The organism is Angustibacter peucedani (assembly GCF_054779595.1).
The window spans coordinates 1-13,367 of sequence record NZ_BAAGXY010000053.1; the positions used below are offsets into that span (position 1 = coordinate 1).

Consider the following 13,367-nt stretch of genomic DNA (forward strand, 5'->3'; position numbering starts at 1 on the left):
GCCCGGTGACGCCGTCCTCGACCGTGCCGGCCAGGCCGCCGGTGCGCGTGACGACCACGGGAGCGCCGGTGGCCTGCGCCTCGAGCGCCACCAGGCCGAAGGGCTCGTACCGGCTGGGCACCACGACGGCGTCGGCCGCGGCGAGCAGCGGCGCCAGCTCGGCGACGTCCAGGTGCCCGGCGAACGTGACGGTGCCGACCGCGCCGACCTCCGTGGCGAGCGCGCGCAGCGCCGGCGCGTACGACCCGGTGCCGGCCAGCACCACCCGGACGTCGGCGTGCCGCTCCCGCAGCCCGGGCAGCGCGCGCAGCAGCGTCGAGAACCCCTTCTCCCACTCCAGGCGGCCGGCCGCCACGACGAGCCGTTCGTGCGGCGCGGCGTGCCGCCCGCGGGCGGCGGCGCGGTCGGCAGGCCGGACGTCCCAGCGCGAGGCCTCGACGGCCGCGGGGACGACCACCACGGCGGCCAGGTCGGCGCCGTGGGCCGCCACCTCCTCGACCATCGCCGACGAGCAGACGACGACCCGGTCGGCGACCGCCACCGCGTGCCGCTCGGCGGCGTGGACGGCGCGGTGGACGTCGTCGTCCAGCCGTCCCTGACGCCGCCCCAGCTCGGTGGCGTGCACGGTGAGCACCACCGGGCACCCGGCCGCGTCGGCCAGCCGCCGTGCGGCGTCGGCGACCATCCAGTCGTGCGCGTGGACGACGTCGGGCCGCAGCCCGCCGGCGGCGCGCACCATGGCGTCCTGCATCGCCCGCACCGCGGTCGCGAGGTCGTCACCGCCGGACGGGCCCGGCACCCTCAGCACGGCCACGCCGTCGACCGTCTCGGCCGGGGGAGCGTCGGGGCGACCACCACGGCCACCGGCCCGAGCACCCCGGACGTCGTCGGCGACCGACACCACCGTCACCTCGTCGCCGCCTTCGACCTGCGCCCGGCTGAGCTGCTCGACGTACCGGCCGAGCCCGCCGTACACGACCGGAGGGAACTCCCAGCTCAGGTGGACGACGTGCATCAGAACCCCTGCGCCGCAAGGGTTCTGGCGTCTAGCGCCGGGAACGGGTCGTCGACCGCTCGCTGACGCCCGACCTCGGACCCGGTGGTCGCAGCTCCGTCCTCGACCAGCGCGGCCAGCCGGTGGAAGGCCTCGCGGTGCTCGCGCTCGCGCCGCCAGGCGTAGTCGGCCGCCTGGTCGCGCGACACCATGAAGGCCCAGTCGCTCGACAGCGCGAGCAGGGCCTGCCGGGCCAGCTGGTCGAGGTCCGGCCGGCGGCAGACGAGACGCCCGGCCCGGTGCTCGGCGTCGACGACGTCCAGCAGCCGGCGCTGCACCCAGAACGCCTCGTCGACCATCGGGCGCACCGCGGCTCCGGCCCAGACCCGGAAGTCCTTCCCGGCACCCCACGAGCCCGGCGGCAGGTCGACCTCGCCGCGCACCCCGTGCTGCTCCACCGCACCGCGCAACGTCGTCAGCCGCACCCCGGCCTCGGGCAGCAGCCGCAGCACCCGCGCCAGGAAGGCCGGTCCCTCGTGCCACCAGTGCCCGAAGAGCTCGGTGTCGTAGGCCGCCACCACCAGGCCGGGGCGACCGTCGCGGGTCGCCACCTCGGCCAGCCGCTCGCGCACCCGGGCGACGAAGTCGCGGGCGTCGCGCTCGACGGCGGCGGCAGCCGCGCCCGGGTCGTACGGCGCCTTGCGGTGGACGGGCACGTCCGGCCCGGTGACGCGGGACGGCCGCAGCCCGGACGGGTGGTCGAGGGCGTGGAAGTCGCGGTACGCCGCGCCGGTGGGGTAGCCGGTGCGCGAGCTCCAGATCCGGTCGGTGACGGCGAGGTCGCGGCCCAGCACGACGACGTCCGAGCCGGCGACCTGCCAGGCTCCGGCCGTCTCTCGCCCGCCCGCCGCGAGCGTCGCCTCGTCGGCCAAGAAGTGCGTCACGCCGGCGTCGTCCAGAACCGTTGCGAGAGAGGGTGACCAGCCGCACTCCGGCACCCAGATCCCACCGGACGTCGACGCCAGCCGGCGCCGGGCGTCGTCGCGGCCGCTGCGCAGGGCGAACGACGCGATCCGCGGGTCGAGCAGGGGCAGGAACGGGTGCGTCGCCGGCCCCCCGAGCAGCTCGACCACCCCGGCGTCGGCCAGGCCCCGCAGCACCGGCGAGCCCCCGGCCGCCCACGGTCCGGCGAGGTCCTCGAGGGCTCGCGTCGCGGCCCGGAACTCGTGCGCCGCCACCGCCTGCAGCCGTGGGTCGGCGCGGCCGGCCAGCTCGGCGGCGCGCTGCTGCCACGTGCCCGCCCAGGTGCCGACGTCGCGCAGGCACCCGGGGTCGTCGAGCTGGGCCGCGAGCACCGGCGTGACGCCGAGGGTCAGGACGTCGCGCCGTCCCTCGGACGCCAGGTCGTGCAGCACCCGGGCGAGCGGCAGGTACGACCCGGTCCAGGCCTGGTGCAGCCACTCCTCGCCGACCGGCCAGCTGCCGTGGTGGACCACCCAGGGCAGGTGGCTGTGCAGCACCAGCGCGAACGCGCCCTCCACCGTCGTCGAGGTCATCGCCGCCTCGCCACCACCACCAGGTCGAGCGCGGCGTCGACGTCGTCGGCCGCCCCCGCCCGGACCTCGAAGTGCGCGGCCGTGGTGCCCCGCACCAGGTCCGCGAGGTCGGCGGGCCAGCGCGTCGGCTCCTCGGCCAGCTGCCCGTGCACCAGTGCCTCGTGGCCGAAGGCGCGCAGCCGCGGCCCGGCGTGCACCCCGAGCACCTCGACCATCTCGAGGTGCTCGCCCACCAGCGCGACGAGCTCGTCGGCGTCCAGCTCGCGCACGTGGAAGGGGTTGGTGGGCTTCTCGCCGCGGGCCAGGCCGGGCGAGAAGGTGAGCCGGTTGGGCGTCGAGAGCGCCAGCAGGCCGCCGGGCCGCAGCACGCGGGCGGTCTCGGCCAGCAGCTCCTGCGGCGTCCAGATGTGCTCGACCACCTGCAGGCTCAGCACGACGTCGACCGACGCGGCCGCGAGCGGCAGGTGCACGAGGTTCGCGCGGGCGAACGCGGTGGGGGAGTAGCGGTCCCGGGCGTGGGCGACGGCCGCGGCGTCGTAGTCCAGACCCAGCACGTGGCGGGCACCGGCCCGCCGGACGACGTCCGTGCCGTAGCCCTCGCCGCACCCGGCCTCGAGCACGTCGAGCCCGGCGCAGCGCGGCGCGAGGTGCTCGTAGGCCGCGAGGTGCCGGGCGAACCAGTAGGCCTCGTGCCAGACGCCGGGGGCGGTGCGCTCGCCGGTGAGCGGCAGCGACAGGTCGTCGATCGTGATCCCGTTCCTCTCGAAGGGCGCTGGATCCTACCGACCGCCGACGCCCGGCCCGACGTGTGACCGGCCTCACCGGCAGCGCGCTCGCGCGACACATTACCGGTGGGTAACATCGGGCCCCAGGAGCCGGCCGTGCCGGTGCGCGCCGTGGTGGTGCCGCCTGGCAGGCTGACCCCGACGAGCGGGACACCCCTGTCCCCTCCCGGCTGGCGCCGGTCGAGCGCAGTGGAGGTCGAGACCCGACCATGAACATCGTCGTGTGCGTGAAGTACGTGCCGGACGCCCAGGCGGACCGCACGTTCGAGGAGTCCGACCACACCACCGACCGGGTGGGCGTCGACGGCCGGCTGTCCGAGCTGGACGAGTACGCCGTCGAGGAGGCCCTGAAGATCGTCGAGGCCGCGGGTGACGGCGAGGTCACCGTCCTGACGGTCGGTCCCGAGCAGGCGGCCGAGGCGGTCAAGAAGTCGCTGCAGATGGGCGCCGGCAAGGGCGTGCACGTCAGCGACGACGCGATCGCGGGCTCCGACGCGGTGGCGACCTCGCTGGTGCTGGCCAAGGCGATCGAGAAGATCGGCCAGGACGGCGGCGTCGACCTCGTGCTCACCGGCATGGCCTCCACCGACGGCACGATGAGCGTCGTGCCCGCCATGCTCGCCGAGCGGCTGGGGCTGCCGCAGGTCACGTTCGCCAGCGAGCTGACCGTGGGCGGCGACGGCGTGACGATCCGCCGCGACGGCGACGCCTCGACCCAGACCATCACCTCGAGCCTGCCGGCCCTGGTGAGCGTCACCGACCAGATCAACGAGCCGCGCTACCCCTCGTTCAAGGGGATCATGGCGGCCAAGAAGAAGCCGGTCGAGACGTGGGGCGTCGCCGACCTCGGCGTCGACCCGGGCGAGGTCGGCCTGGCCGCCGCCTGGACGACGGTCGAGTCCGTCGCCGCGCGCCCGCCGCGCGAGCAGGGCCAGGTCGTCACCGACGAGGGCGACGGCGGCGCGAAGCTCGCCGAGTTCCTCGTGTCCCGCAAGTTCGTCTGACCACCCCAGCTGACAAGGAGATCCGAGATGAGCGAGGTCCTCGTGCTCGTCGACCACGTCGACGGGGCCGTCCGCAAGACCACCACCGAGCTGCTGACCATCGCGCGCCAGTTCGGCGAGCCGTCCGCGGTGCTCGTGGCGCCCGACGCCGCCGCGTTCGACGCCGCCAAGGCCACGCTGGCCGAGTACGGCGCGGCGAAGGTCTACCGCGTCGAGTCCGCCGACGTCACCGACCACCTGACCGCCCCGACCGCCGAGGCGCTGGCCCAGCTGGTCGAGCGGACGTCACCGGCCGCCGTCCTGCTGCCGTCCAGCTCGGACGGCAAGGAGATCGCCGCGCGCCTGGCGATCAAGACCGGGTCCGGGCTGATCACCGACGCCGTGGCCGTCACCGGCAGCAGCGCGGCCGACCTGACCACGACGCAGTCGGTCTTCGCCGGCTCGTACACCGTGCAGGCCAAGGTCACCCGCGGCACGCCGATCATCACCGTCAAGCCCAACTCGGCCACCCCCGAGGCGGCCCCGGCCGCCGCGGCCGACGAGGTGTTCGAGCCGACGATCTCCGACGCCGCCAAGGCCGCGACGATCACCGAGCGCAAGCCGCGCGAGAAGTCCGGCCGGCCCGAGCTGACCGAGGCCGCGATCGTCGTCAGCGGCGGCCGCGGCACGGGCGGCGACTTCGGCCCGGTCGAGGCGTTCGCCGACGCCCTCGGTGCGGCCGTGGGCGCCTCGCGCGCCGCGGTCGACGCCGGCTGGTACCCGCACGCCAACCAGGTCGGCCAGACCGGCAAGACCGTCTCGCCGCAGCTGTACGTCGCCAACGGCATCTCCGGGGCGATCCAGCACCGGGCCGGCATGCAGACGTCCAAGACCATCGTCGCCGTCAACAAGGACGAGGAGGCGCCGATCTTCGAGCTCGTCGACTTCGGCGTCGTGGGCGACCTGTTCTCCGTGCTGCCGCAGGCGACCGAGGCGGTCGAGAAGGCCAAGGGCTGAGCAAGGGTCACCGACGTCGCCCGCCGAGGGGCGCTCACCCCGCTCGTAGACTGACGGGGTGAGCGTCTACCTCGACCACGCGGCCACCACGCCGATGCTGCCGGAGGCCGTCGAGGCCCTGGTGGCCGAGCTGCAGGTGGTGGGCAACGCGTCGTCGCTGCACACGGCCGGCCGCCGCGCCCGCCGCGTCGTCGAGGAGTCGCGCGAGCAGCTCGCCGCGGCGCTCGGCGCCGGGCCGAGCGAGGTCGTCTTCACCGGCGGCGGCACCGAGTCCGACAACCTCGCGGTCAAGGGCACCTACCTGGCCCGGCACGACGCCGACCCGCGCCGTCGCCGGCTGCTGGTGAGCGCGGTCGAGCACCACGCCGTGCTCGACGCCGCGCAGTGGCTGGTCGAGCACGAGGACGCCGAGCTGGTGCTGCTGCCGGTCGACGGGGTCGGCCGGGTCGACCTCGACGCGGTGCGCGCCGAGGTCGGGCGCGACCCGGACGCCGTGGCGCTCGTCAGCGTCATGTGGGCCAACAACGAGGTCGGCACGGTGCAGCCGGTGCGCGAGGTCGCCGAGATCGCGCACGAGCACGGCATCCCGGTGCACACCGACGCCGTGCAGGCCGTGGGCCAGACCGAGGTCGACTTCGCGGCCAGCGGCGTCGACCTGCTCACCGTCACCGGGCACAAGCTCGGCGGACCGGTCGGCGTCGGGGCGCTGCTCGCGGTGCGCGGGGCGCAGCTCACGCCGCTGCTGCACGGCGGCGGCCAGGAGCGCCAGGTGCGCAGCGGCACGCTCGACGAGCCGGCGATCCGGGCGTTCGCCGTGGCCGCGGACCTCGCCGTCAAGCGGTTGCCCCGCTCGGTGGCCCGCCTGACCGCGCTGCGGTCCTCGCTGGTGGCCGGGGTGCGGGCCGCCGTCCCGGACGTCGTCGTGCACGGCGACCCCGACCCGGCCGGACGCCTGCCCGGCAACGCCAGCCTGTCGTTCGCCGGCTGCGACGGCGACTCGTTGCTCTACCTGCTCGACGCCCAGGGCGTGCAGTGCTCGACCGGCTCGGCCTGCCAGGCGGGCGTGCCGCAGCCGAGCCACGTGCTGGTCGCCATGGGCGTCGCGCCCGAGCTGGTGCGGGGCGCGCTGCGGCTGACGCTGGGCCACAGCTCGACCGAGGCGGACGTCGCCGCCGCGGTCGAGGCGATGCCCGGCGCGGTGGCGCGGGCCCGCGGCGCCACGGTGGCCTCGACCGCGTCCACGACCGTGCCGGCGGCCGGCTGATGCGGGTCCTGGCCGCGATGAGCGGCGGCGTCGACTCCGCGGTCGCGGCCGCCCGGGTCGTCGACGCCGGGCACGACGTCGTCGGCGTCCACCTCGCGCTGTCGCGCCAGCCGGCGACCCTGCGCACCGGCGCCCGCGGGTGCTGCACCGTCGAGGACGCCCACGACGCGCGCCGGGCGGCCGACGTCCTCGGCATCCCGTTCTACGTCTGGGACCTGTCCGAGCGCTTCACCCAGGACGTCGTCGAGGACTTCGTCGCCGAGTACGCGGCCGGCCGCACGCCCAACCCGTGCCTGCGGTGCAACGAGAAGATCAAGTTCTCGGCGCTGCTCGACAAGGCGGTCGCGCTCGGCTTCGACGCGCTCTGCACCGGCCACTACGCACGGGTCGAGACCGCGGACGACGGCGCGCGCACGCTGCACCGCGCGGTCGACGGCGCGAAGGACCAGTCCTACGTGCTCGGCGTCCTGACCGCCGACCAGCTGGCCCGCGCCGTCTTCCCGCTGGGCGTCACGCCCAAGGGCGAGGTGCGGGCCGAGGCCGCTGCGCGCGGCCTGCAGGTCGCCGACAAGCCCGACAGCCACGACATCTGCTTCGTCGCGGACGGCGACACCCGCGGGTTCCTCGAGCGCCGCCTCGGCTCGCGGCCGGGCGCGGTCACCGACGAGGACGGCGCGGTGCTGGCCCAGCACGAGGGCGCGTACAGCTTCACGGTCGGCCAGCGCAAGGGGCTGGGGATCGGCCGGCCCGCCGCGGATGGCAGGCCGCGCTACGTGCTGGACATCCGGCCGGTCGACGGCACGGTCGTGGTCGGTCCGGCCGAGGCGCTCGACGTCCGGTCGATCTCGGCCGACCGCCCCCGCTGGTGCGGTGCGGCGCCGGAGGGCCCGGTCGAGGTGATGGCGCAGGTGCGCGCCCACGGCGAGCCGGTGCCCGCGGTGGCGCAGGCGCACGCCGACGGGCGGGTCGAGGTGGCGCTGCGCCGGCCGGTCCGCGGGGTCGCGCCGGGGCAGGCGGTCGTGCTGTACGACGGCACGCGGGTGCTGGGGTCTGCCACCGTGACGGCCGCTGCACGCTGAGTCACAGGTCTTCCCAGGCAAGGGCAGGCGATGGTTGCATGCGGCCATCCCCCTTTCCGGCAGACAGGACACACCCATGTCCCTCAGGTTCCGCTCGCGCCCCACATGGGCCGCGGCTGCGGCGACGAGCGCGGCAGCGCTGGCCCTCACCGGGCTCAGCGCCGTCAGCGCCCAGGCCGCACCGTCCCGCAGCACCGCACGACCCGGCAGCGACGTCCGCGACATCAGCGCGGCGACGCGCAAGATGGCGCTCACGGCGCAGCAGCGCTCGCAGCTGAAGTCCCAGGCCGTGGCGCCGAACGCCCGGGCCCGCACCGCGCTCGCCGCGGGCGTCACCCCGCCCGCCGGCACGCAGCGCACCTACTACGTGCTCGACGACTTCAACGGCGGTTACGTGCCGCAGACCTTCACCCTGAAGAAGGTCGGCACCAACATCGAGGTCTGGGTGCAGGACGACCTGAACTACCCGGCGGGCGACTGCCGCAACGACGGCGTGCGCAACGTCGTGACGCAGGCGCAGGTCGACGACCTGGCCAACCAGTTCGACACGAACATGCTCCCCAAGGAGTCGCAGGCGTTCTCGGTGGCACCGCCCCGTGACGGCGCGAACGCGCAGGTGGGCGCGCCGGGCTACTACTCCGGCGACGGCGACAAGACCGTCGCGCTGATCTCGAACGTCCGCGACGCGAACTTCTACGAGCCCAACACCCCGGACGGCGCGACGTACATCGCCGGCTTCTTCTCGCCGACGTTCAACGAGGCGTACGACCGCAACGTCATGACGATCGACAGCTACGACTGGCTGCACCGCACCGGCGCGAACCCGCCGAACCAGACGCCCGGCGGCCTGTGCAGCCCCAACCAGGCGGCGCGTCCGCGGCTGTACGAGGGCACGTTCGCCCACGAGTACCAGCACCTGCTGCACTACTACACCGACGGCGACGAGACGACCTGGCTGAACGAGGGCCTGTCCGACTACGCCCAGACGCTCGTCGGCTACGTCGACACGCGCCTGCGCTGGCCGGCCACCGGTGCCGACTCGCACATCGCCTGCTTCCAGGGCTTCTACGCCACCGACGACTTCCCCTACTGCGGCGCCGAGAACTCGCTGACGCAGTGGGAGGACCAGGGCAGCCCGTCGGTGCTCAGCGACTACGGGGCGGCCTACTCGTTCGTCACCTACGTCGCCGACCACTTCGGGCTCGACGCCATCAGCCGCCTGCACCGCGACGCCAAGAACGGCCTCGCCTCGGTGCAGGACATGCTGGACGACGAGGCGCCCGGGCTGAGCTCGTCCGACGTCGTCCACGACTGGGCGGCCGCGATGGCGGTCGACGGCTGGCTGGACGGCGGCGCCAAGGGTCTGAAGCGCGACGACAAGGCGCGGTTCTCGTCCAAGCAGCTCAGCTCGGGCATCGACTGGGCGTGGCCGGGCTCGTACGACAGCCCCGGCGCCCCGCCGAACGGCTCGGACTACGTGCTGGCCAAGGACGGGCGGCCGGTCACCGGCCGCACGGCGAAGTCGCTGTCCTTCGCGGGCGCGGTCACCTACGCCCCCGACCCGGTCGAGTGGGTCGTCGACGCGACGGCGCACGACGGGCCGGCGCTGTACGCGGGTGAGGGCGACGAGCTCGACCGCTCGCTCGTCTACTCGGTGAACGTGCCGAGCGGGTCGCCGAAGCTCAGCTTCGCCACGAAGTACGACATCGAGGAGGGCTGGGACTTCGGGCTGGTGCAGGTCTCGACGGACGGCGGCAAGACGTACAAGAGCCTGTCCAACGCCAGCACGACCTCCGAGCACGACCCGGCGGCGTCCGGGGCCATCGTGTCGCAGCTGCCGGGCTTCACCGGCGTCAGCGACTGGACGACGCAGACGTTCGACCTCGCGCCCTACGCGGGCAAGGCGATCAAGCTGTCGTTCCGGTACATGACCGACGAGGCCTCGAACGGCAACGGCGGCGACGGTCCCACCGGCTGGTGGGTCGACGACGTCAAGGTCGGCTCGACCACCATCACCGACGGGTCGAGCCTGGCCGGTGCCAAGTCGGCCACCCAGGTCTACCCGACCCCGGTGGAGGCCTGGAACGTCCAGGTCGTCGGCTGGACGCTCGACGGCAAGCGCGTCGCCTACCAGGAGCTCAAGCTCACGAAGGGCGCGGGTTCGCTGAACGCCGGTCAGCTGAAGAAGACCTTCAAGAAGAGCGACCGGATCGGCGTGATTGTGGGCCTCGACGACAGCAAGGAGGCCGCGCGCAAGTACGCGACCTACACGCTGAAGATCAACGGCACCCGCCAGCCCGGCGGACGCTGACGGACGCACCTGACGCAGGACGTCGGGGGCCCGGGACCGCTCGGTCCCGGGCCCTCGGCCTGCGCGCCGGTCGGTAGGGTCGCTGCCCGTGGACACCGAGCGCGACGCCCAGAGCCGCGCCACCGGCCTGGGCTCGTGGCCGGGCACCGACCAGGCCGAGGCGCTCGCCGTCGTCCGGGGCGAGCTGGGAGAGCCGCCGCACCTGCCGCACCTGCCCGAGCTGCCCGCGCGCGGGCCGGGGGCAGACCTCGTGGGCCGGGCCGCGGCCCGACTCGTCGCCATGCCGGTCGACCTGCAGCCTGCGGGCTGGCGGCTCGTCGACCACCCGGGGCGCGACCAGGCGCGCGCCGACGCCTTCTGGCGCGAGGACCTGGACCGGCTGGCCCACGCCTTCGACGGGTACGTCGGACCGCTGAAAGTGCAGCTGGCGGGGCCCTGGACGCTCGCCGCCTCGCTGTGGCTGCCGCGCGGCGAGCGCGCGGTCGTCGACCCCGGTGCCGCGCGCGACCTGGTGGCGTCGTCGGCCGAGAGCGTGCGCGAGCTGGTGGCGGACGTCGTCCGGCTGGTGCCCGGTGCCGAGGTGGTGGTGCAGCTCGACGAGCCGTCGCTGCCGGCGGTGCTGGAGGGGCGGGTGCTTACGGCGTCCGGCTACGGGCGGCTGCGTGCCGTGTCGCCGGCGGACGCGCGCGAGGGGCTGTCGCAGGTGCTCGGCGCCGCGACCGCCGCGGGCGCGGGGACGGTCGTGCACTGCTGCGCGCCGGACGTGCCGGTGGCGCTGCTGCGCGAGGCCGGGGCGTCCGCCGTGTCGCTGGACGTCGGGCTGCTCGGGCCGGCGGGCTGGGAGTCGGTCGCGGCCTCGGTCGAAGCCGGCACGCGGCTGTGGGCCGGTGTCGTGCCGACCCTCGGGGCGCTGCCGTCGACCACCGCGCTGGCCGACCGGCTGGTCGCCCGCTGGCGTGACGTCGGGCTCGCCGTCCGGGACCTGGTGGACGTCGTCGTGACCCCCACGTGCGGGCTGGTGGGGGCCTCGCCCTCCTCGGCACGGGCGGCGGTCGCCCGGGCGGTCGAGGTGGCGGGCGAGCTGACCGAGCGCGCCCACACCTAGCGCCCGACCGTGCGCTGTCGGTGCGGCGCGGCATGATGGCGCCGTGAGCGACGCGATCGAGCTGACCGACGTCCCGGACGACGCCCGCCGGCGGTGGACCGACCTGGCCGAGGAGATCCGCGGCCACCGGTTCGCCTACTACGTGCGCGAGGCGCCGAGCATCAGCGACGGCGCGTTCGACCGGCTCATGCACGAGCTCGAGGCGCTCGAGCACGAGCACCCGGCCCTGCGCACGCCCGACAGCCCGAGCCAGGTCGTCGGGGGCACCTTCTCGACCGAGTTCACCGCAGTCGACCACCTCGAGCGGATGCTCAGCCTCGACAACGTGTTCTCCGTCGACGAGCTGCGGGCGTGGGCCGACAGGGTGGGCCGCGACGCCGGCGGCGACGTGCACTGGCTGTGCGAGCTGAAGATCGACGGCCTGGCGATCGACCTGGTCTACGAGCGCGGCCGGCTGGTGCGCGCCGCGACCCGCGGTGACGGCCGCACCGGCGAGGACGTCACGCTCAACGTCCGCACGCTGCGCGACGTCCCGACCGAGCTGAGCGGCGACGACGTCCCCGAGCTGGTCGAGGTGCGCGGCGAGGTGTTCTTCCCGGTCGAGGCGTTCGCCGACCTGAACGCGAGCCTGGTCGAGGCCGGCCGCGCCCCCTTCGCCAACCCCCGCAACGCGGCCTCGGGGTCGTTGCGGCAGAAGGACCCCAGGGTCACGGCGTCGCGCCCGCTGCACCTGCTGGTCCACGGCATCGGCGCGCGCAAGGGTTTCGACACGGTGGGCATCGACCTGACCCGCCAGTCGCAGGCCTACGACCTGCTCGGCGGCTGGGGCCTGCCGGTGAGCACCCACGCGAAGGTCCTCACGTCGCTGGACGACGTCGTGGCGTTCGTCGAGCACCACGGCGAGCACCGGCACGACGTCGAGCACGAGATCGACGGCGTGGTGGTCAAGGTCGACGAGCTCGCGGTGCAGCGCCGGCTCGGCTCGACCAGCCGCGCTCCGCGGTGGGCCATCGCCTACAAGTACCCGCCCGAGGAGGTCACGACGACGCTGCTCGACATCCGGGTCAACGTGGGCCGCACCGGCCGGGTCACGCCGTACGCCGTGATGGAGCCGGTGCTGGTCTCGGGCTCGACGGTCGAGATGGCCACGCTGCACAACGCGCAGGAGGTCGAGCGCAAGGGCGTCTGGATCGGCGACACCGTCGTGCTGCGCAAGGCGGGCGACGTCATCCCCGAGGTGCTCGCACCGGTGCTCGGGCCGGACGGGAAGCACGCCAAGGGGGCCCGCGCGTTCGTCATGCCCACGCACTGCCCGGCCTGCGGCACCGAGCTCGCGCCGCAGCGCGAGGGCGACGTCGACATCCGCTGCCCCAACCAGCGCTCGTGCCCGGCCCAGCTGCGCGAGCGGCTCTTCCACGTCGCCTCTCGCGGCGCCTTCGACATCGAGGCCATGGGCTACGAGGCCGCCGCCGCGCTGCTCGAGGCCGGCGTCGTCGAGGACGAGGGCGACCTGTTCGCGCTCACGGCCGACCAGCTGCGCACCGTCCCGCTGTTCACGCGCAAGGACGGGGAGCTGTCGGCGAACGGCACCCGGCTGCTGGCCAACCTCGAGAAGGCCAAGCAGCAACCGCTGTGGCGGGTGCTGGTGGCGCTCTCGGTGCGGCACGTCGGCCCCACGGCGGCCCGCGCCCTGGCCCAGGAGCTCGGCTCCGTCACCGCGATCCGCGACGCCGCGCAGGACGACCTGGCCGGCGTCGACGGCGTCGGCCCGGTGATCGCCGAGGCCGTGCGCGAGTGGTTCGACGTCGACTGGCACGCCGGCATCGTCGAGAAGTGGGCGGCCGCGGGCGTGCGGATGCAGGACGACCGCGACGAGGGCGCCCCGCGCACGCTCGAGGGCCTGACGCTCGTCGTCACCGGCTCGCTCGAGGGCTTCAGCCGCGACGAGGCGCGCGAGGCGGTGCTGGCCCGCGGCGGCAAGGCGTCCGGCTCGGTGTCGAAGAAGACCTCGTACGTCGTGGTCGGCGAGAACCCGGGCAGCAAGCACGACAAGGCCGTGCAGCTCGGCGTCCCGGTGCTCGACGAGGACGGCTTCCGCCGCCTGCTCGAGGGCGGCCCGGACGCCGTCTGAGCGCGCCCGGCCCCGGTCGCCCGGAGTCCGCCTCGCACCGCCTCCCACCAGGCACTTCAGCCCGACCGGCCTCCTGCCGACACACAGACGTCGTGGCCGTTCGGACGCCGCTCGGGGGCGTCCGCTCGACGAGGAGGAACGA

At 74.8% G+C, this 13,367-nt stretch carries 10 protein-coding genes; 7 read left to right on the forward strand and 3 right to left on the reverse strand.

The window, feature by feature from the left end:
• The 3 genes from ACYVJ4_RS10475 to ACYVJ4_RS10485 all read right to left on the reverse strand — a co-directional run.
• The coding region (locus ACYVJ4_RS10475; RefSeq protein WP_460460073.1) for a glycosyltransferase family 4 protein at positions 1 to 1,015 on the reverse strand (1,015 nt) is incomplete at its 3' end.
• Entirely contained in the window at positions 1,015 to 2,550 is a 1,536-nt protein-coding gene (locus tag ACYVJ4_RS10480; protein ID WP_460460074.1) for a 1,4-alpha-glucan branching protein domain-containing protein, read from the reverse strand. The genes ACYVJ4_RS10475 and ACYVJ4_RS10480, both read right to left, overlap by 1 nt.
• Positions 2,547 to 3,302, reverse strand: a complete 756-nt coding sequence (locus ACYVJ4_RS10485) for a class I SAM-dependent methyltransferase (RefSeq protein WP_460460125.1) — start codon at positions 3,300 to 3,302, stop codon at positions 2,547 to 2,549. Before ACYVJ4_RS10485 ends, ACYVJ4_RS10480 begins: the two co-directional genes overlap by 4 nt.
• A gap of 242 nt (positions 3,303 to 3,544) precedes the next feature.
• Here ACYVJ4_RS10485 and ACYVJ4_RS10490 point away from each other — a divergent pair, with 242 nt between their 5' ends.
• The 7 genes from ACYVJ4_RS10490 (at position 3,545) to ligA (ending at position 13,225) form a co-directional block, all read left to right on the forward strand.
• On the forward strand, positions 3,545 to 4,339 hold the full coding sequence (locus ACYVJ4_RS10490; RefSeq protein ID WP_460460075.1) for an electron transfer flavoprotein subunit beta/FixA family protein: 795 nt from the start codon (positions 3,545 to 3,547) through the stop codon (positions 4,337 to 4,339).
• A 27-nt stretch (positions 4,340 to 4,366) separates the two neighbouring features.
• A complete protein-coding gene (locus ACYVJ4_RS10495) occupies positions 4,367 to 5,335 on the forward strand; it encodes an electron transfer flavoprotein subunit alpha/FixB family protein (protein WP_460460076.1) in 969 nt (322 codons plus the stop codon).
• Between the two features lie 58 nt (positions 5,336 to 5,393).
• Positions 5,394 to 6,599, forward strand: coding sequence for a cysteine desulfurase family protein (locus ACYVJ4_RS10500; RefSeq protein ID WP_460460077.1), 1,206 nt, complete (start codon positions 5,394 to 5,396; stop codon positions 6,597 to 6,599).
• Complete coding sequence (gene mnmA / locus ACYVJ4_RS10505; RefSeq protein WP_460460078.1) at positions 6,599 to 7,678, forward strand: tRNA 2-thiouridine(34) synthase MnmA; 1,080 nt, start codon at positions 6,599 to 6,601, stop codon at positions 7,676 to 7,678. Before ACYVJ4_RS10500 ends, mnmA begins: the two co-directional genes overlap by 1 nt.
• Before the next feature lie 76 nt (positions 7,679 to 7,754).
• A complete protein-coding gene (locus tag ACYVJ4_RS10510; protein WP_460460079.1) occupies positions 7,755 to 9,989 on the forward strand; it encodes a peptidase M6 in 2,235 nt (744 codons plus the stop codon).
• 88 nt (positions 9,990 to 10,077) lie between these two features.
• Positions 10,078 to 11,094 carry a uroporphyrinogen decarboxylase/cobalamine-independent methonine synthase family protein gene (locus tag ACYVJ4_RS10515; RefSeq protein ID WP_460460080.1) on the forward strand — a complete coding sequence of 339 codons (1,017 nt, stop codon included), beginning with the start codon at positions 10,078 to 10,080 and terminating at the stop codon, positions 11,092 to 11,094.
• A 43-nt stretch (positions 11,095 to 11,137) separates the two neighbouring features.
• Positions 11,138 to 13,225, forward strand: a complete 2,088-nt coding sequence (gene ligA / locus ACYVJ4_RS10520; protein ID WP_460460081.1) for an NAD-dependent DNA ligase LigA — start codon at positions 11,138 to 11,140, stop codon at positions 13,223 to 13,225.
• Positions 13,226 to 13,367 lie beyond the last annotated feature (142 nt).